A 16,489-nucleotide genomic window follows, 5' to 3' on the forward strand; every position below is an offset into this window, starting at 1 on the left:
AGCCGGGTATCCCAGCGCTTGTCGGGTGCTGCAGTGCCCGTGAAGCGACGGGATCCCCGGTGGACCGGGGATCCCGCCGCCCCTACCGCGCCAGCCAGGCGGCGTACGCGTCGAAGGTGTAGGGCCGGCCGAGGAAGTCGGCGACCAGGTCGGCGGCATCGCGGGAGCCACCGGGGGCGAGGACGCGGTCGCGGTACCGGCCGGCGACGGCCGCGTCGAAGAGGTCGCCGGGGTCGAAGGCCGAGAACAGGTCCTTCGCGATCACCAGCGACCACATGTAGGTGTAGTACGCCGAGGAGTAGCCGGACAGGTGGCCGAAGCTGGCGAACATGTGGGTGCCGTCGATGTAGGCGAACGGCGAGTACCGGGCCTGCAGCTCGCGCATCGCGGCGGTCAGGTCGGAGGGCCGGTCGGTGTGGAACCGGTAGGACATCGCCGCGTAGAACATCTGGGTCCGGGCCTGGTAGCCCTTCCCGAAGTCGTCGGCAGCCCGCATCCGCGCGACCAGGTCCGCCGGGATCGGGTCGCCGGACGGCGAGAGTGCGAACGTCCGCAGCACGTCGGCGTCCCACGCCCACTCCTCGAGCATCTGGCTCGGCGCCTCGACGAAGTCCCACTCGGTCGCGACACCGGAGAACCGCGTCCACTCCCCCGACCCCGCGAGCACGTGGTGGACCAGGTGGCCGAACTCGTGGAACAGCGTCACCACGTGGTCGTGCTCCATCAGGCCGCGGCTGAAGTTGCAGACCAGCGCACCCTCGGCGAGCTGCCGCCCGGCCAGCCCGTCGACGAGCGAGAACTGCGCGGCGTGCTTGTACTTCCCCTCGCGCGGGTGCAGGTCGAGGTAGATCCGGCCGATCCGCGCGCCGTCCCGCACCACGTCGTGGGCCGTGACGTCCTCGTGCCAGACCTGCGCGTCCGGCACCGCGACGTACGAGATGCCGAACAGCCGGGCCGTCACGTCGAGCAGTCCCTGCCGCACCCGGCCGAAGTCGAAGTAGGTCCGCACCTGCTGGGCGTCGACGTCGTGCCGCTCCTGCCGCACCAGCTCCTCGTAGTAGGAGGCGTCGGCCGAGTCGATCCACCCGGCGTCGGGCACGTCGCGGCGGTACCGCTCCAGCAGCAGCTCGAGGTCACGCCGCATCGGCTCGGCGGCCGCATCGGTGATCCGGTCGATGAACCCGGGGATCGCCGGCCCCGTGCCGATCATCTTCACGTCCGCGTCGTACGACGCCCAGTCGGCGTACCCGACCAGCCTGGCCAGCTCCTCACGCAGCGCGAACAGCTCGTGCAGGAGCGGCTCGTTCTCGGGCCAGCCGCGCTCGAGGAAGGCCACGGTGACATCGCGGCGCACGGCCGCGTCGTGGACGAACATCCGGGCCGGCACCGAGTCCGGGTAGTCGGTGGTGACCGTGACCAGGCCGTCCTCGTCGGCCGGGTGCGCGTCGAGCCAGTCCTGGGGGAGGCCGTCGAGCCGGGCGGCCGGCACGCGGACGGTCCGCACGTCGTCGCGGATGTTGCGGCCGAACTCCTGCCCCACCTCGGTCAGCCGTTCGTTGATCTGCGCCAGCCGGGTGCGCGCCTCGTCGTCGAGGTCGACGCCCGCGCGCCGGAAGTCGTCGAGGGTCTTGGTCAGCAGGCGGGCCGCGACCGGGTCGAGCCCGTCGGCGGATGCAGCCGCGAACACCTCGAAGAGCCGCCGGTCCTGGCGCAGCTCGGTGACGTACCGGTCGACCTCCAGCTCCGCCTGCTCGCAGGTCGTGCGGACCCCCTCGAGCGGGTGCACGTTGGCGAGCAGCGACGCGGTCGCCGCGACGTTCGACAGGTGCCGCGACACCGCGTCCCACTGCCGCAGCAGTGCGAGGGGGTCGGCCGGCGGGTCCGACCGGAGCCCCTCGACGAGCTCCCGCGCCGCCGCGAGTCCGTCCCTGGTCCGGCCCTCCACCCACTCCTGCGCGTCGTCGGCCGTGGGAAGGGCGAGGGGCGTCATGGCGCCAGACTGCCACGCCGCCTGGAGAGGTACGCCCGCTCCGCCGGGTTCTCGGTCGCGGCGATCGCGGCGTCGTACGCCGCCCGCGCCTCGGCGCTCCGGCCGAGCCGGCGGAGCAGGTCGGCCCGGGTCGCGTGCCAGGCGTGGTACGACGTGAGCCCGAGCCCGTCGACCTGCGCGAGGGCGACCTCGGGACCGTCCAGCTCGGCGAGCGCGACGGCCCGGTTCAGTGCGACGACGGGGGTCGGCGCGACGGCGTAGAGCTGGTCGTACAGCGCCGCGATCTGTCCCCAGTCGGTGGCCGACATGTCGGGTGCGTCGGTGTGCACGGCGTTGATCGCCGCCATCAGCTGGTACTGCCCCGGACGGCCGATCTGCAGGCACTCGCGCACGAGCGCGTGGCCCTCCGCGATCAGTTCCCGGTCCCAGCCGCCGCGGTCCTGGTCGCGCAGCGGCACCAGCTCGCCGGCGGCGTCGACCCGGGTCGGCCGGCGGGCCTCGATGAGCAGCATCAGCGCCAGCAGCCCGGCCACCTCCGGCTGCCCGGGCAGCAGCTCGCGCAGGATGCGGCCGAGGCGGATCGCCTCGCCGGTGAGGTCCTCGCGGATCGAGTGCTCACCGGAGCTCGCGAGGTAGCCCTCGTTGAAGACCAGGTAGACGACCGCGAGCACACCCCCGAGCCGCGCCGTCAGGTCGTCGGCGTCCGGGACCCGGTACGGGATGTTCGCCGTGCTGATCTTCTTCTTCGCGCGCGTGATCCGCTGCGCCATCGTCGTCTCCGGCACCAGGAACGCCTGCGCGATCTCGCCGACGGTCAGCCCGCCCAGGAGGCGCAGGGTCAGGGCCACGCGAGCCTCCGGCGCGAGCGCCGGGTGGCAGCAGGTGAAGATGAGCCGCAACCGGTCGTCCTCGACCAGCCCGGTCGGTTCGTGCGGGGTGTCGTCGTGGATCATCAGGGCCGCCTGGTGCTTCGCGTCTCGGTGGGACTCGCGGCGGATCCGGTCGATGGCGCGGTTGCCGGCGGTCGTGGTCAGCCAGCCGCCCGGGTTGGGAGGTACGCCGTCGACCGGCCACCTCTCGACCGCGACCAGCAGGGCCTCGCCGGCCGCCTCCTCGGCGATGTAGATGTCGCCGAACCGTCGTACCAGCGAGGCGACCACCCGGCCGTACTCCTCGCGGTAGATCCGCTCGATCGCCGCCTGCGTCACGCAGGCTCGTCCTGGAACGGCCGGACCTCGACCTTGCCGCCGCAGGCGGCCGACGCCTCGACGGCCCAGCGGATCGCGGTGTCGCGGTCGGGGAGGTCGAAGACCCAGAAGCCGCCGAGCCACTCCTTGGTCTCGAGGTACGGCCCGTCGACGAGGATCGGGTCGCTGCCGGTGCCGTCGACGGTCGTGGCGGTGTCGCCGGGCTTCAGGCCGCCGGCGAACACCCAGATGCCGGCGTCGCGTGCCTTCTCGTTGAAGCGGTCGACGGCCTCGAAGGCCGGCAGCATCTCCTCGAGCGGGCGGGCGTAGTCGTCCGGGCCGCTGTGCACGCTGAGCAGGTACTGGGTCATGGCTTCCTCCTGGGGTCGGGGTCCTTCACTGTCTCCACGAACGACACGACCCCGGTACGACACCCTTCCCGAAAAGAATCCTGTCTGCCTACTGTGAGGCCCATGTCGGCTCCCGAGTTCCGCCTGTCGTCGACCGTGCTCGGCACCGCCGACCCCCGCGGCCTGGCCGCCTTCTACCGGGACCTGCTCGGCTGGGAGGTCCGGACGGACCGGCCGGAGTGGGTGGTGCTGGAGCCGCCGGCAGGTACGGCGGGCCTCGCGTTCCAGCTCGAGGACGGGCACGTGCCACCCAGCTGGCCGTCCGGCCCGGGCGAGCAGCAGATGCAGTCGCACCTCGACATCGCCGTCGACGACCTCGACCAGGGTGTCGCCCGCGCGAAGGCGCTGGGCGCCGGGCTGGCGCCGTACCAGCCGCAGGACGACGTCCGGGTGCTGCTCGATCCGGCCGGCCACCCCTTCTGCCTCTTCGCACCGGTGCACTGAGCGGTCTACCGTCTGGCCATGACCGACTGGGGTGTGCTGTACCGGCACAACGTCGCCGCCGTCTCCGCGCTCGCCGGCGACCTCACCGACGAGCAGCTCGGGACGACGGTCCCGGGCACGCCCGCATGGCGGGTGCACGACGTGCTTGCCCACCTGGCAGGGGGCGCGTCCGACGCGGTCACCGGACGGATGGACGGGGCGCCGACCCCCGAGTGGACCTCGCGGCACGTCAGCGAGCGGCAGCAGCTCCCGGTCAGCGACCTGCTCGCGGAGCTGGACACCCACCAGGACGCGATCGTCGAGACGACCGTCGACAACCCGCGCCCCGCGATCGTCTGGGACATCTCGGTCCACCATGCCGACCTGCACGAGGCGCTCGGCCTCGGGATGCTGCCCGAGGGCCTGTGGGCCCCGGTGCTGGCCGGCGTCGCCCCGATGAAGTTCGGCACCGCCGGGGTACCCGAGGACGTGGACCGCTACGAGCTGTTCCGCGCGATCTTCTCGCGGCGCTCGCGCACCCAGATGCAGGCCTGGGGACTGCCGCTGTCTCCCGAGCAGCTCGACGAGCTGTGCATCTTCGGTCCCCGCGAGGACGATCAGCCCCTACCCTGATCGGGTGCTCCCTCGGTCCGTGTCGACGCGCGCGGTCGCGCTGCTGGGCGCCCTCGCGCTGGGAGTGGTCGGCCTGGTCGCCCCGAGCGCCGCAGACCCGGTCGGGCACCACGTCGTCGCCAAGACCGACCCGCGCAAGAAGCTCGGGCTGTTCGTCGACCCGAAGATGCCGGCGTACCAGCAGGGCGGCGCCTACCGCCAGGAGATCGGCAGTCGTGCGCAGGCGTTCTGGGTGATCCCGGAGGCCTACGACACCAGCCACGTGAAGGACAAGATCCTCGAGTACACCGGCGACGCCGCCGCCGCTCGGAAGACCCCGGTGCTGACGATCTACGGGATCCCCGGACGCGACTGCGGCCAGTACTCCTCCGGCAACCCCTTCACGACCGCCGCGCAGTACCGCGGTTGGATCAAGCAGATCGCCGCCGGGCTGCGCGGCACCCGTCCGCTGGTGATCCTCGAGCCGGACGCGCTGCCGCTCTTCAGCAGCTCTGTGCAGTCCTGCCCGACCAAGCCCGACGGCTGGCAGGCCATGCTGCGGTACGCCTCCCGGAAGCTCAGCAGCGCCGGCGCATGGGTCTACCTGGACGCCGGGCACTCGAACTGGACGCCGTACGACACCAGGCCCAAGTACCTCAAGGCGGCCGGCGTCGCCTTCGACCGGGGCTTCAGCACCAACGTCTCGAACTTCCGCCCCCTCGCCGACGAGAAGGCGTACGCCGCAAAGATGCTCCGCGGCCTGCGCAAGCTCGGGATCACGGGCAAGCACTACGTCGTCGACACCTCCCGCAACGGGGCGGCGCCCCCGGACGGCAGCGGGTACGACGTCATCAACCCGACCTGGGCGCGGCTGGGCAGGGCGCCGCGGCTGGTCTTCGACGGCGCCTTCGACGGGACCCTGTGGGTCAAGCACCCCGGCGAGTCCGACGGCCAGGTCAACGGCGGCGGGCCGTCCGGCCGGTGGTGCGACATGCTCGCCGACCGGCTGATCGACGACACCTCGGACCAGGGCTCCTGCCCGTAGGCGCGCGATGGCGACGTACGAGCTCAACCCCGATGCCGTCGCCCACGCGCGCGCCCTGATCGACAAGCGGCAGTACGTCCTGGACAGCGACTGGGGCGAGGTGCAGCCGCGGGCCGACGACGAGAACGCCTACCTCGAGGGGCACTCCTGGGCCGAGTACGCCGTCTGGCACCTCGGCCTCACCGAGGGCGCGAAGGACGAGACCAAGGCCCGCTACGCGTTCGCGTACGGCGACCTGCGCCGGGTGCACCGCAGCGGCCTGATCGCCTGCGTGTACCGCGCGGCGGAGTGGCGGCACAAGAAGATCGAGCGGACGGCGTACGACCTGCTGCAGCACCTCGACCGCGTCGCCGGCATCGAGTAGCGGCCCTCAGGAGATCCTCTCCTCCAGGTGCACGGTCACGCTGTCACCCGCCTGCCTGCCCGACTCCACGCGCAGCGCCGACTTCACCGGCAGCTTGTGGTTGCCGTCGCCGAGCGCCATGAAGCTGCTCTCGAACGGGACCCCGTCCACGGTGCCGCGGACCTTCACCAGACCGTGGGTGCCGAAGAAGTCGGCGGACCTCGGCCACACCACGTAGGTCCAGCCGCCCTTCGCGTCGCTCTTCCGGAGCACCGCCTCGAACGTCACGTCGATGTCCGTCATGACACTTCGACCGTCCTCGCCGGCCGAAGTCATCGCTCACCAGCCGATCGTGCGGGGAACAACGTCCGCGCCGGTAGGGTTCGGTGATCGTGCGCAGGTTCCGGGCTCTGGTGGCCGACACCCGACCCCTCCGGAACGAGCACTTCCGCCGCCTCTGGCTCGCGAACATCGTCACGGTCGTCGGCGCCCAGCTCACGGTGGTCGCGGTGCCGGCCCAGATCTACCAGATCAGCGGGTCGTCGGCGTACGTCGGCCTGACCGGCCTGTTCGGCCTGGTGCCGCTGATCGTGTTCGGCCTCTGGGGCGGCGCGCTCGCGGACGTCTTCGACCGGCGCACGATGCTGATCTGCACGACCGCCGGGCTGATCGTCACGAGCGGGCTGTTCTGGCTGCAGGCGGCGCTCGGCAACACCGACGTGTGGCTGCTGCTCGGCCTGTTCTCGGTCCAGCAGGCGTTCTTCGCCGTGAACCAGCCGACTCGCAGCGCGGTGCTGCCGAAGCTGCTGCCCGCCGAGCTGCTGCCCGCGGCGAACTCGCTCAACATGACGATCTTCCAGGCAGGCGCGATCGGCGGTCCGCTGGTGGCCGGCGTGCTGATCCCGGTCTTCGGGTTCGAGTGGCTGTACCTCATCGACACGTTCACGCTGTTCGCGACGCTGAGCGCCGTCGTACGCCTCCCGCGGCTGCCGGTCGAGGACGCCGCGAAGGGGACGCCGGGCCTGCGCTCGGTGATCGAGGGCTTCACCTACCTCAAGGGTCACCCGGTGCTGCTGATGTCGTTCGTGGTCGACCTGATCGCGATGGTCTTCGGCATGCCGCGGGCGCTGTTCCCGGAGATCGCGCATCTCTCGTTCGGCGGTCCGGACGAGGGCGGCCTCGTCTTCGCGCTGCTGTTCGCGGCGATCCCGGCCGGCGCGGTGATCGGCGGCGTGTTCTCCGGCTGGGTGTCGCGCGTCGATCGGCAGGGGTACGCCGTGATCGTCTGCATCCTCGTCTGGGGCCTGGCGATGACCGGCTTCGGGCTCGCGGTCGGGCTCGCCGACCACTGGCAGCGAGCGATGCTGGTCGTCGCGCTGCTGATGCTGGTGATCGGAGGCGCGGCCGACATGGCGTCGGCGGCCTTCCGGACCTCGATGCTCCAGAGCGCCGCCAACGACTCTGTCCGCGGCCGTCTCCAGGGCGTCTTCATCGTCGTGGTCGCGGGCGGGCCCCGGATCGCCGACGTCGTGCACGGCACCAGCGCGGCGCTGGTGGGCACGGCCGCCGCTGCCGCCGGCGGCGGACTGCTGGTCGTGGTCGGGACCGTGGCGGCGGCCGTCGTCGTCCCGTCCTTCGTCCGCTACCGGGTCACCCGGTCGGCCTCACCGGTCGAGTAGCCCGCGCAGGTACGCCGCCTGCCCGACGTGCTGGGCGTCGTCGTCCGCGACGCTGACCAGCCGGACGCCGAGGCTGACCGGCGGGTCCCATCGCTCGTCGACGATCCGGTCCAGGTCGCCCTCGCTCAAGGTCTTCAGGTACGCGACGGTCGCGTCGTGGCAGGCGCGGAGGTAGTCGGCCAGCAGCTCGCCGCTGGCCCGGACCTTCCCGACCTGCTCGCTGGTGTGGCCGTACCCGTGGTCGTTCGGGTCGAGGTCCAGGCCGAACCGGTCCACCCAGCCCTGGGTGAACCAGACCTGCTCGGTGCCGGCCACGTCGGCGATCTGGGCGTCCTGGACGCGGGCCGCGTGCCACACCAGCCAGGCGATGGAGTTGGCGTCGGCGGTCGGGCGGTGCGCGAGGGTGTCGTCGTCGAGGCCGCCGACGACGGCGACGCCGTTCTCGAGGACACGCTCGAAGAAGTCGATGTACACGTCCGCTGGGGTCATGGCCCCGACGTTACGCCCGCGCCGAATGGGTACTCCGGCCCCATGACCAACTTCGGCTACACCCTGATGACCGAGCAGAGCGGGCCTCGCGAGCTGGTCCGGTACGCCGTCGCCGCGGAGGAGGTCGGCTTCGACTTCGAGGTGTCGAGCGACCACTACTCGCCCTGGTTGACCGAGCAGGGCCACGCGCCGTACGCCTGGACCGTGCTCGGCGCCGTCGCCCAGGCGACCTCGCGGGTCGGCCTGATGACCTACGTGACCTGCCCGACGATGCGCTACCACCCCGCGGTCGTCGCCCAGAAGTCCGCGACCCTGCAGATCCTCGCCGAGGGACGGTTCACGCTCGGGCTCGGCAGCGGCGAGAACCTGAACGAGCACGTGGTCGGCGAGGGCTGGCCCGCGATCCAGGACCGCCAGGACATGCTCCGGGAGGCCGTCGAGATCATCCGCGCGCTGCACACCGGCGAGCTGGTCGACCACCGCGGGGAGTACTACCAGGTCGACTCGGCCCGCGTGTGGGACGTGCCCGAGGAGGGCGTCGACATCGGCCTGGCCGTGGCCGGGGAGCGCGCGATCGAGACGCTCGCGCCGCTCGGCGACCACCTGATCGGCGTCGAGCCGGAGGAGTCCCTGGTGAGGGACTGGAACGCCGTCGACGGTGCACCGGAGATCGGCCGCGGCGCGCGCGCGATCGGGCAGATCCCGATCTGCTGGGATCCCGACGAGGACACCGCGGTCAAGCGTGCCCACGAGCAGTTCCGCTGGTTCGGCGGTGGGTGGCAGGTCAACGCCGACCTGCCGACGCCGGCCGGCTTCTCCGGCGCGACCCAGTTCGTGCGGCCAGAGGACGTCGCCGGGGCGATCCCGTGCGGCCCGGATCTCGACAAGGCGGTCGAGGCGATCTCGGCGTACTGGAAGGCCGGCTTCACCGACATCGCGGTCGTGCAGATCGGGGACGAGGGGCAGGACCGGTTCCTGGCCGAGGCCGCCGGCCCGCTGCTGGAGAAGCTGCGCGCCGCCGCGCCGTAGTCGCGCGGCTGGCTACCCTCGACGCGGCATGAGGCAGCTTCTCGGAGTCCTTCTCGGCGGCGTCGGCACCGCCGCGCTCTACGTCGCCTGCCTGGGGTGGAACACGCCGAAGGACCCGGGAACGTGCACCGGCCCGTACGACGCCGCCCAGGTCGTCCCCCTCGCCCTCGGCATGGTCCTGCTCGTCGTCGTCGCCTCGTTCCTCCGCGCCGAGGTCGCGGCGGCGGCCGCAGCGACCGTCGAGGTGACGGTCCTGTTCGCCGTCGACGCGATCACCATCGACGACCCGTGCGCTGAGGGCACCATCTGGCCGGTCGGCGCGCTGCTGCTGCTCGTCGGCGCGGGCCTCGGGCTCGGGCTGGTCGCGCTGCTGACGAGCCGGGTACGGCGTCGCGCCGGGCCTACTACATCAAATTGATTTGATGTAATCTCGGCGGATGGTCGAACCGTTCGTCCGGCTCGCGAGCCACCCGCTCCGCTGGCAGCTGGCTGCGGCGCTGGGCTGCAGCGACCTGCGCGTGCGCGAGCTGGTGCAGCTGGTCGGCGAGCCGCAGAGCCTGGTGTCCTACCACCTCCGGGTGCTGCGCGACGACGGTCTCGTCACCGCTCGCCGGAGCAGCCTCGACGCGCGCGACACCTACTACCACCTGGATCTCGACCGGTGTGCCGACGCCCTGGCCCGGGCCGGCGCCGCACTGCACCCCGGGCTGCGGATGGTGCCGGCGCCACCCGAGCCGCGCCGACTGCCGCCCGCCTCGGTCCTGTTCGTCTGCACCGGCAACGGGACCCGCTCACCGATCGCGGAGGCGCTGCTGCGCCACCACGGGGGCGGCCGCGTCCGCGCCGCCAGCGTGGGCACCTCGCCGCGCGACCGCACCGCGCCGCACGCCGTCCGGGTGCTCCGCGAGCGGTACGGCATCGACGTCGCCGGCCGCCGGACGCGCGGCATCGAGGACCTGGGGGACCAGCGGTTCGACCGCGTCGTCACGCTCTGTGACCGCGCCCGCGAGGTTCTTCCCGGCGGCACCGAGCCCGCGCGCACCCACTGGAGCATCCCGGAGCCCGACGGCTACCGGGACACCGTGGCGGCCGCGACCGAGATCGACGCCCGAGTCCGGCACCTGCTCCCGACCCTGACCCACGACTCCTGAGGAGGAGACATGACCGAGACGATGGCCAGCGTCCGCTACGTGGTCGACGACGTCCAGGCGGCGCTCGACTTCTACACCACGCACCTGGGGTTCACCGCCGGCCGGCTCGCGGTGCCGGCGTTCGCCGAGGTCGTCTCCGGCCCGCTGCGCCTGCTGATCTCGGGGCCGGCCAGCTCCGGCTACCGCTCGACCCCCGACGACGCCGCCGTACCCGGCCGCAACCGCGTGCTCGTGCTCGTCGACGACCTCGAGGCCGAGGTCGCCCACCTGCGCGGTGCGGACGTCCCGTTCCGCAGCGACGTCACCGCAGGGCCCGGCGGCCGGCAGATCCTGGTCGCGGACCCAGCCGGGAACCTGGTCGAGCTGTTCGAGCCTGCGGGCTGACGGGGCAGCGCGCTGTGCCTCCGCGTTGGATACGCATTCGGATACGAGACATCTCGGCGCCTGTCGGCGCCAGCGGAACAGCCGGACATGCCGATGGGTGACGGTTCGTAGCGACTAGTGGGGATGCGACCTGGGCGGAGCTCGGTCAAGTCCGCAGGGCGCTCGAGAGACCCGCAGGGTGGGCGAGCTTCACGTCTGCGAAGTCGCTTGGCCGGAACGAGCGAGGCTCGTTGCGCCCGCGAGGGCGGCGTTGGCAGGTTCGTTCCCACCGCGTCACGAGGGAGGCGTTGATGTGGACCTGTGGGCCTGATCCGTTCAGAACGGCACGAACGTCGCCATCAGCCCCGCGCCGGAGCCGCGTCCGGACAGAATCCGGCAGAACTGTTCGGCGTCGAGGCTGATCGCCTCACCGGACGCGCCGGACGCGCCGGACGCGCCGGACTTCCAACGGCCACCGGCGGGTCCGGTCAGGATGAGGTCGAAGGGCTGCCCGTGCCGGAGGGCCCACTCGGCAACCACGTCAGCGACCACGACGCCGTCGTGCTCGCGGGTCAGCTTCATGGGTCGTCCCAATGCCTGGGCGATGTCGCTGCGGTGCATCCAAGGGTCACGGGTCAGGATCGTGTCGGTCAGGAAACCGACCTTCCAGCGCTCCGGGCTCGCTCCGTCCGGCCCCTGGTCGATGATGGTCATCGCCCGCATCAGCGCCGGCCGACGGCGGCGCCCGGCGACCGCCTTGGGCCCGATGCGCTGGACCGCACCGACCAGATCCGCGACTCTGAGCTGCTCGTGCTTGCGAACCTGAAGGTCGGTGAGCTCGTCGATCTGTGGCTTTCCCGACCGCTTCGCGGCGCGGGAGGCGCGGATCAGCTGACGCGCCATCTCAGGAAGCGACCCTGCGAGCTCGGCCATCCCGAGCGTGTGCCCGGCCATGTCGCGGATCGTCCAGCCGGTACAGCTGGTGGGCATCTGCCAGTCCTCCTCGGCCAGGCCGACGAGGGTGTCGGCGAATCGGGTGTACTCCTCGGCCGCCAGAGCCATGGCGGTCTGGTGGTCGAACCGGGAGTCATGGACAGTGGCGTGGTCTGCAACCTGCGTGGGCATGGCAGTCTCCTCAGAATCCAAAGTGGTCGGCGAGCATGCCGATAGCCCGTTCGAGCTGCCGCGCATAGCGCTCTCCGCCGGGGTCATTGGCCAGCTGGGCGTCGACGAGGCCCCCGACGACCGCTGAGTAGAGGTCGAGGTCCGCCTCTGCGGTCACCCCGATCATGGCGAGATGGGTCCGGCTCAGCTCCCAAACAGCGAGCGAGGGCGCGTACGCCTCTGGGCTGGGCTGGAAATCGGCGCTGATCCGGGCGTTCATCAGCTGGTTGCGGGCCTCGTCGGCGACCGCGTACTCGAAGTAGGCGCGGCCCATCACGGTCATCGCCACTCGCGGGTCGTCAGGAAGCCCGCGGTCCGCGGCGGCGCGCAGTGCGTCCAGGCAGCCTTGCCAAGCCTGGCCGAACATGGCGTCGTAGATGGCGTTCTTGGATGCGAAGTGCGAGTAGAGCGATGGCGGGCGCATCCCGACCCGGTCGGCAACGTCCTTGAGAGTGACGGCGGCGATGCCCTTCTGGTGGGCGACTTCCCAAAGCGGCGTCGATGATCTCTCGACGGGCCGCCTTACGACGTTCGGCAACCCTATCGTGCGTAGGTGAACCTAACATGATTAGGAGAATCCGCCGCCCAAACGCTCCTTGTCAAGGGGCACGGAACCCGGCGCCGCCGGAAAAAGCCGTCCAGATCTTCCGCGAGACCCGCGTCCGAGCGCGTCTATCCGCCGCCTGTCGGATGCGCGGATCTGCCGATGAGCCGCGTGTTGAAGCGCAGCAGGTCGCGCTGGTCCTGCCGCGGCAGGACCAGCGCCACTCGGTCGCCGGTCAAGTCAGTTCCGAGGAGTCGTTTCATCTGCGGCATGTCGCGCGATATTTGCCAGCACCGTGTCCGCGGCTTCGCGCACGGCGAGTACCTGGGCGGGCGTCAGGCTTGAGAAGAAGAGCTCGCGGACCCGTGCGACGTGGGTGGGGGCTGCGGCCCGGATGACTTCGAGACCCGTCTTGGTGAGGCAGACGAGCGGGGCACGTAGGTCATCGGTGCAGGCGTCCCGGCGGACGTACCCTCGTTGCTCCATGCGTCGGATGTGGTGCGCCAAGCGGCTCTTCTCCCACTGCAGCTCGGATCGCAGATCGCGTGCGCGCAGGACTCCGTCGGGTGTCTCGGAGAGGATGGCCAGTACCTCGTAGTCCGAGATGGACATGTCGGAGTCGGTCTTGAGCGCCTGGGCCAAGGCGGCGGTCAGCTGGGCGTGCATCCGCAGGACGCTGCGCCAGGTTCGCTGTTCGTCTTCGTCCAGCCAGTCACTCATGGCGGCCTGTTCCGCGAGCGTCGGCCACGAGCTCCCTGACTGCGGGGGCAACCTCGGCGGCGAAGGTCTGCGTCAGGGCCGTGTCGTCGGACGCGAGGATGAAGCCGCTCGTTCCATAGGTGAGGGCCACCTCGGCGAGCTCCTCGGCCCATTGGCTCGGCGGACCCTGGAGAAAGCCGCGGCCCTGGGCAGCGAACTGGCCGCCGATGTTGAGGAAACGGCGGATGTCGCGCGGTTCGCGGCCCGCGGCGTGGGCGGATTCGTCAATGTGACTGTTCATCTCGGCCAGCTCCGGCAGGCCCTTCTGCAGGTATTGGATCGAGGGGAGCCAGCCGTCCGCGGCGCGACCGACCAGGCGCAGGATGCGGGGCTTGTACGCGCCGACCCAGATACCTACCGGGTGCGCGGGTGCCGGCCCGCGCTTGGCGCCGCGGACGCCGTAGTGCTGGCCGCGCACGGACAGGGCGCCGGACTCGCCGGTGTTCCAGACGCCGCGGATGATCGCGATCGCCTCTTCCAGCGCCTCGATCGACTCTCCGGGCCCTCGCCGCGGCCCGCCCATGCCGGCGACGCCGTCCCAGAACGCTCCCGCGCCGATGCCCAGCTCGATCCGGCCGCCGCTGAGCAGGTCGAGGGTGGCGATCGCCCGGGCGAGCACGGCCGGCGGGCGGAGCGGGAGGTTGGTGACGTTCGCCGACAGGTGGATTCGCTCGGTGCGGGCGGCGGCGTAGGCCAGCAGGGTCGAGGTGTCGTGGAACCTCGCCACGTACGGGTGGTCCTGGAACGTGACCAGGTCCAGCCCGGCGCGGTCGGCGACGACGGCCTGCTCGACGGCCTGGTGGACGGGGTGGTTCGTGGGGGTCACGAAGGTGCCGAAGAGCAGGTCGTGGCCGTAGTCGGTGCTCGCTCCGGTGTTCGTGCCGCTGTTCGTGCCGGTGTTCATGTGGCACTCCTGGTGTGGTCGTGGGCGGGGAGGATGTTGAAGTTGTCCTGGAACAGGTTGTGGGGGTCGAGCTTCGCCTTGAGTCGGCGCAACCGGTCCAGGGTGGCTGGCGGGAACGCGTCGGCGATCCGGTCTGGGTGGCGGTCGCTCTCGAAGCTGAGGTAGAGGCCGGAGGCGTGCCGGCGGACTGGCTCGAACCAGCGGTCCAGGCGCTGCGCGTTGCTGCCCATCACGGCGAGGGCGAACTTGGCGTCACGGTGCGTGTATGCGGTGGCGTCCGGAGCGATGTCCGCCACGGCACCGCCGACGGTGCGGATCTGGTACCAGTGGGATGCGCCGCTGCGGATCAGGTCGGCCGACGCGGAGGCGAATCCGGGGGTGATCTCGCGGGTGAAGGCTGAACGTGAGACCGGTTCGCCGCGCCCGTTGTGCGCGGTCTCGGGGAACATGTTCATGACCGCCGCGTACGGTGCGATCACGACCTGCTGCTGTACCAGGGGTGCGATCTCGGCGAACGGCTGGAGCTGACTGACGATCACCTCGGGGTCGGAGGAGTCGACCATCGCCATCAGCTGCGCGACCCCCTGTCCGAGGATCAGGAACGGTGTGGTCTCGCGCGGGGTGTCGGCGACCACCCGACCGAACGCCTCGAGGTACGCCGCCGGATCGGGGGCCTGGAACGCGAGCTGGGCCCAGCCCACCTCGTCGACCTCATCGACGACGAACTCGAAGGCGACCGCGACACCGAAGTTCGCGCCGGCGCCCCGGGCTGCCCAGAACAGCTCGGTGTTCTCGGTCGCGCTGGCCCGCACGACGGTGCCGTCGGCGAGCACCATGTCGACCGCGCGGAGGTGATCGATCGTCAGACCATGCTTGCGGGAGAGGAATCCGATGCCGCCCGCGGTGGCGAGCCCGCCGACGCCCACCCCGCCATAGTCGCCGGAGCTGAGGGCCCATCCGTGGGGCTGTAGCGCCCGGGCGACGTCGCGCCAGCGGGCGCCCGCCCCGATGCGGACCAGCCGCGCGGCCTCATCAAGCACGGTGATGTCATCGAGCCCGCCGACGTCGATCACCAGGCCACCGTCGTTGGTCGAGCGGCCACTGATGCCGTGGCCGCCGCTGCGGATGCCGAGAGGCAGATGCATGTGCTCGCGAGCGAAGCCCACGGCACTCGCCACCTCCGCCACGGTGCGCGGCCGCAGCACCAGGCCGGGGTCGCCGCCCCGCAGGTACGTCGAGCGCACCTTGCCGAACGCTGCATCTCCGGGCTCGACGGCGGTTCCCGCCAACTCTTCGGGAACCTCGTTGTAGGCGATGCCAGGTCGGCGACGCGCTCGGGCGTCGGCCCGACGCACCGGGCGCGAGGAAAGCGCACCTTGTGGGAGCGCGCGCTCGGCACCTTCGCGGATCGCGGGTGCGACATCGTCCAGGAACGTTCGCAGCGTGGTCACGTCGTCGGTCCCGATACGGAGCACCAAGGAGCTCACGCCGTGGTCGACCACCAGTGCGACCAAAGCGCTGATGTCGGCCGCATCGCCGCGGGCCAGGGTCACCGACCGTCGTACCTCACGCGCATCGCGCCCCGCATCGGTCGCGGCGTGGTCCAGGACCTCGTTCAGGGTCGCGAGTCCCTCGAGGCCGACCTCCTCGAGATCGACCATCCATCCGTCGGCGAGCCGGCCGGCCAGCGCAGCGACGGCGGTGTCCGAGCCCTGCAGCCACAGCGGGACGTCCCGCTCCAAGGCGGGACCTGGCTCCGCGTCGGCCAGACGGTGGTGAGTTCCGGCCGAACTGACCTGGTCTCGGGTGGTGTCCTGCAACGCGCGGATCACCATGGCGGCCTCCTCGACGGCGTCGAGGTCCGCAGCCGCCGACCCTGCTCCGAGCACCAGCATCGCCCGACCATCTGACAGCAGCTGGAGACTCCCAGCTCCCCGGGCGAGCACCGAAGCGGGTCGCTCGGTGGCGTCGAGCCGCGACGGAGCGATCTGCACGGTCCTCGTCCGCCCAGCCGTCCACGCCGTCAGGCTCAACGCATCGGCGCCGCCCAGGCCAACACCCTCAGGGAAGGTCACCAAGTCGTAACCGAGCTCCTCGGCAAGCACCGCCAGCGCGACCGAGTCAGCGGGTGCGTCGGCACCACCGACAACCTCGACACCGAACCGGATGGCGTGGCCGTAGTTCGTCACAGCGACACTCCAAGGAGATAGGTGGTTGACATGTCAACCAATATACGCCGCTTAGGTTGATGTATCAACCGGCCCTCAGCGGGTCGCCGGAGTCCAGCGCAGCCCGCACGCCACGCACCCGCCCACGACGCGTCGGGGCCGGGTGCGAGCCGGGCGACCGACCGACGGGGTCACATCGACCGCGCTCCTCGTTGACGAGCCGAGCGGC

Annotated in this window: 19 protein-coding genes; 9 read left to right on the plus strand and 10 right to left on the minus strand. The window is 71.3% G+C overall.

Going from position 1 to position 16,489, the window contains the following annotated elements; all coding sequences use genetic code 11:
* Window positions 1–82 precede the first annotated feature (82 nt).
* The 3 genes from ACVW2K_RS03540 to ACVW2K_RS03550 are packed head-to-tail and all read right to left on the minus strand — an operon-like array spanning window position 83 to window position 3,548.
* Complete coding sequence (locus ACVW2K_RS03540; protein ID WP_457201557.1) at window positions 83–1,990, minus strand: M3 family metallopeptidase; 1,908 nt, start codon at window positions 1,988–1,990, stop codon at window positions 83–85.
* Window positions 1,987–3,198 carry an RNA polymerase sigma factor gene (locus ACVW2K_RS03545; RefSeq protein WP_457201558.1) on the minus strand — a complete coding sequence of 404 codons (1,212 nt, stop codon included), beginning with the start codon at window positions 3,196–3,198 and terminating at the stop codon, window positions 1,987–1,989. Before ACVW2K_RS03545 ends, ACVW2K_RS03540 begins: the two co-directional genes overlap by 4 nt.
* Window positions 3,195–3,548 carry a YciI family protein gene (locus ACVW2K_RS03550; RefSeq protein ID WP_457201559.1) on the minus strand — a complete coding sequence of 118 codons (354 nt, stop codon included), beginning with the start codon at window positions 3,546–3,548 and terminating at the stop codon, window positions 3,195–3,197. The genes ACVW2K_RS03545 and ACVW2K_RS03550 overlap by 4 nt, the downstream gene beginning before the upstream one ends.
* A gap of 102 nt (window positions 3,549–3,650) precedes the next feature.
* Here ACVW2K_RS03550 and ACVW2K_RS03555 point away from each other — a divergent pair, with 102 nt between their 5' ends.
* From ACVW2K_RS03555 to ACVW2K_RS03570, 4 genes are read left to right on the plus strand one after another with little or no spacing between them, the layout of a single operon-like run.
* Window positions 3,651–4,031, plus strand: a complete 381-nt coding sequence (locus ACVW2K_RS03555; RefSeq protein WP_028637816.1) for a VOC family protein — start codon at window positions 3,651–3,653, stop codon at window positions 4,029–4,031.
* A gap of 18 nt (window positions 4,032–4,049) precedes the next feature.
* Entirely contained in the window at window positions 4,050–4,643 is a 594-nt protein-coding gene (locus ACVW2K_RS03560; protein WP_028637817.1) for a maleylpyruvate isomerase N-terminal domain-containing protein, read from the plus strand.
* A gap of 4 nt (window positions 4,644–4,647) precedes the next feature.
* On the plus strand, window positions 4,648–5,667 hold the full coding sequence (locus ACVW2K_RS03565) for a glycoside hydrolase family 6 protein (RefSeq protein WP_457201560.1): 1,020 nt from the start codon (window positions 4,648–4,650) through the stop codon (window positions 5,665–5,667).
* A 7-nt stretch (window positions 5,668–5,674) separates the two neighbouring features.
* A complete protein-coding gene (locus ACVW2K_RS03570; RefSeq protein ID WP_457201561.1) occupies window positions 5,675–6,031 on the plus strand; it encodes a hypothetical protein in 357 nt (118 codons plus the stop codon).
* 6 nt (window positions 6,032–6,037) lie between these two features.
* Here ACVW2K_RS03570 and ACVW2K_RS03575 read toward each other — a convergent pair whose 3' ends face one another.
* The gene (locus ACVW2K_RS03575; RefSeq protein ID WP_457201562.1) at window positions 6,038–6,313 is read right to left on the minus strand and encodes a DUF1905 domain-containing protein; all 276 of its coding nucleotides are present in this window, start codon (window positions 6,311–6,313) and stop codon (window positions 6,038–6,040) included.
* 89 nt (window positions 6,314–6,402) lie between these two features.
* Between ACVW2K_RS03575 and ACVW2K_RS03580 the strand changes: the two genes are divergently transcribed.
* Window positions 6,403–7,689, plus strand: coding sequence for an MFS transporter (locus ACVW2K_RS03580; protein WP_457201563.1), 1,287 nt, complete (start codon window positions 6,403–6,405; stop codon window positions 7,687–7,689).
* Here ACVW2K_RS03580 and ACVW2K_RS03585 read toward each other — a convergent pair.
* A complete protein-coding gene (locus ACVW2K_RS03585) occupies window positions 7,675–8,178 on the minus strand; it encodes a mycothiol transferase (protein WP_457201564.1) in 504 nt (167 codons plus the stop codon). The genes ACVW2K_RS03580 and ACVW2K_RS03585 overlap by 15 nt on opposite strands.
* 42 nt (window positions 8,179–8,220) lie before the next feature.
* Here ACVW2K_RS03585 and ACVW2K_RS03590 point away from each other — a divergent pair, with 42 nt between their 5' ends.
* The 4 genes from ACVW2K_RS03590 to ACVW2K_RS03605 are packed head-to-tail and all read left to right on the plus strand — an operon-like array spanning window position 8,221 to window position 10,742.
* Window positions 8,221–9,207 carry an LLM class F420-dependent oxidoreductase gene (locus ACVW2K_RS03590; RefSeq protein WP_028637822.1) on the plus strand — a complete coding sequence of 329 codons (987 nt, stop codon included), beginning with the start codon at window positions 8,221–8,223 and terminating at the stop codon, window positions 9,205–9,207.
* Between the two features lie 28 nt (window positions 9,208–9,235).
* Window positions 9,236–9,625 carry a hypothetical protein gene (locus ACVW2K_RS03595; protein ID WP_457201565.1) on the plus strand — a complete coding sequence of 130 codons (390 nt, stop codon included), beginning with the start codon at window positions 9,236–9,238 and terminating at the stop codon, window positions 9,623–9,625.
* Between the two features lie 19 nt (window positions 9,626–9,644).
* Window positions 9,645–10,358: an arsenate reductase/protein-tyrosine-phosphatase family protein gene (locus ACVW2K_RS03600; RefSeq protein ID WP_457201566.1), complete on the plus strand. Its 714-nt coding sequence runs from the start codon at window positions 9,645–9,647 to the stop codon at window positions 10,356–10,358.
* A 9-nt stretch (window positions 10,359–10,367) separates the two neighbouring features.
* Window positions 10,368–10,742 carry a VOC family protein gene (locus tag ACVW2K_RS03605; protein WP_457201567.1) on the plus strand — a complete coding sequence of 125 codons (375 nt, stop codon included), beginning with the start codon at window positions 10,368–10,370 and terminating at the stop codon, window positions 10,740–10,742.
* Between the two features lie 315 nt (window positions 10,743–11,057).
* On the opposite strand, the gene ACVW2K_RS03610 is transcribed toward ACVW2K_RS03605, so the two are convergent.
* The 5 genes from ACVW2K_RS03610 to ACVW2K_RS03630 form a co-directional block, all read right to left on the minus strand.
* Entirely contained in the window at window positions 11,058–11,912 is an 855-nt protein-coding gene (locus ACVW2K_RS03610) for a maleylpyruvate isomerase family mycothiol-dependent enzyme (RefSeq protein WP_457201568.1), read from the minus strand.
* The gene (locus ACVW2K_RS03615) at window positions 11,857–12,423 is read right to left on the minus strand and encodes a TetR/AcrR family transcriptional regulator (protein ID WP_457201569.1); all 567 of its coding nucleotides are present in this window, start codon (window positions 12,421–12,423) and stop codon (window positions 11,857–11,859) included. Before ACVW2K_RS03615 ends, ACVW2K_RS03610 begins: the two co-directional genes overlap by 56 nt.
* Before the next feature lie 246 nt (window positions 12,424–12,669).
* A complete protein-coding gene (locus tag ACVW2K_RS03620) occupies window positions 12,670–13,149 on the minus strand; it encodes a MarR family winged helix-turn-helix transcriptional regulator (RefSeq protein WP_457201570.1) in 480 nt (159 codons plus the stop codon).
* Window positions 13,142–14,092, minus strand: a complete 951-nt coding sequence (locus tag ACVW2K_RS03625) for an LLM class flavin-dependent oxidoreductase (RefSeq protein WP_457201571.1) — start codon at window positions 14,090–14,092, stop codon at window positions 13,142–13,144. The genes ACVW2K_RS03620 and ACVW2K_RS03625 overlap by 8 nt, the downstream gene beginning before the upstream one ends.
* Window positions 14,089–16,281 carry an LLM class flavin-dependent oxidoreductase gene (locus tag ACVW2K_RS03630; RefSeq protein ID WP_457201572.1) on the minus strand — a complete coding sequence of 731 codons (2,193 nt, stop codon included), beginning with the start codon at window positions 16,279–16,281 and terminating at the stop codon, window positions 14,089–14,091. The genes ACVW2K_RS03625 and ACVW2K_RS03630 overlap by 4 nt, the downstream gene beginning before the upstream one ends.
* Window positions 16,282–16,489 lie beyond the last annotated feature (208 nt).

The sequence above is a fragment of the Nocardioides sp. HB32 genome (genome assembly GCF_054058995.1).

Excerpts from the sequence above, each read along its gene's own strand:
- ACVW2K_RS03540 (WP_457201557.1), bottom strand. The coding sequence starts at position 1,990 with ATGACGCCCCTCGCCCTTCCCACGGCCGACGACGCGCAGGAGTGGGTG.
- ACVW2K_RS03550 (WP_457201559.1), bottom strand. The coding sequence starts at position 3,548 with ATGACCCAGTACCTGCTCAGCGTGCACAGCGGCCCGGACGACTACGCC.
- ACVW2K_RS03555 (WP_028637816.1), top strand. The coding sequence starts at position 3,651 with ATGTCGGCTCCCGAGTTCCGCCTGTCGTCGACCGTGCTCGGCACCGCC.
- ACVW2K_RS03560 (WP_028637817.1), top strand. The coding sequence starts at position 4,050 with ATGACCGACTGGGGTGTGCTGTACCGGCACAACGTCGCCGCCGTCTCC.
- ACVW2K_RS03570 (WP_457201561.1), top strand. The coding sequence starts at position 5,675 with ATGGCGACGTACGAGCTCAACCCCGATGCCGTCGCCCACGCGCGCGCC.
- ACVW2K_RS03575 (WP_457201562.1), bottom strand. The coding sequence starts at position 6,313 with ATGACGGACATCGACGTGACGTTCGAGGCGGTGCTCCGGAAGAGCGAC.
- ACVW2K_RS03585 (WP_457201564.1), bottom strand. The coding sequence starts at position 8,178 with ATGACCCCAGCGGACGTGTACATCGACTTCTTCGAGCGTGTCCTCGAG.
- ACVW2K_RS03590 (WP_028637822.1), top strand. The coding sequence starts at position 8,221 with ATGACCAACTTCGGCTACACCCTGATGACCGAGCAGAGCGGGCCTCGC.
- ACVW2K_RS03595 (WP_457201565.1), top strand. The coding sequence starts at position 9,236 with ATGAGGCAGCTTCTCGGAGTCCTTCTCGGCGGCGTCGGCACCGCCGCG.
- ACVW2K_RS03600 (WP_457201566.1), top strand. The coding sequence starts at position 9,645 with ATGGTCGAACCGTTCGTCCGGCTCGCGAGCCACCCGCTCCGCTGGCAG.
- ACVW2K_RS03605 (WP_457201567.1), top strand. The coding sequence starts at position 10,368 with ATGACCGAGACGATGGCCAGCGTCCGCTACGTGGTCGACGACGTCCAG.
- ACVW2K_RS03610 (WP_457201568.1), bottom strand. The coding sequence starts at position 11,912 with ATGCGCGGCAGCTCGAACGGGCTATCGGCATGCTCGCCGACCACTTTG.
- ACVW2K_RS03620 (WP_457201570.1), bottom strand. The coding sequence starts at position 13,149 with ATGAGTGACTGGCTGGACGAAGACGAACAGCGAACCTGGCGCAGCGTC.
- ACVW2K_RS03625 (WP_457201571.1), bottom strand. The coding sequence starts at position 14,092 with ATGAACACCGGCACGAACAGCGGCACGAACACCGGAGCGAGCACCGAC.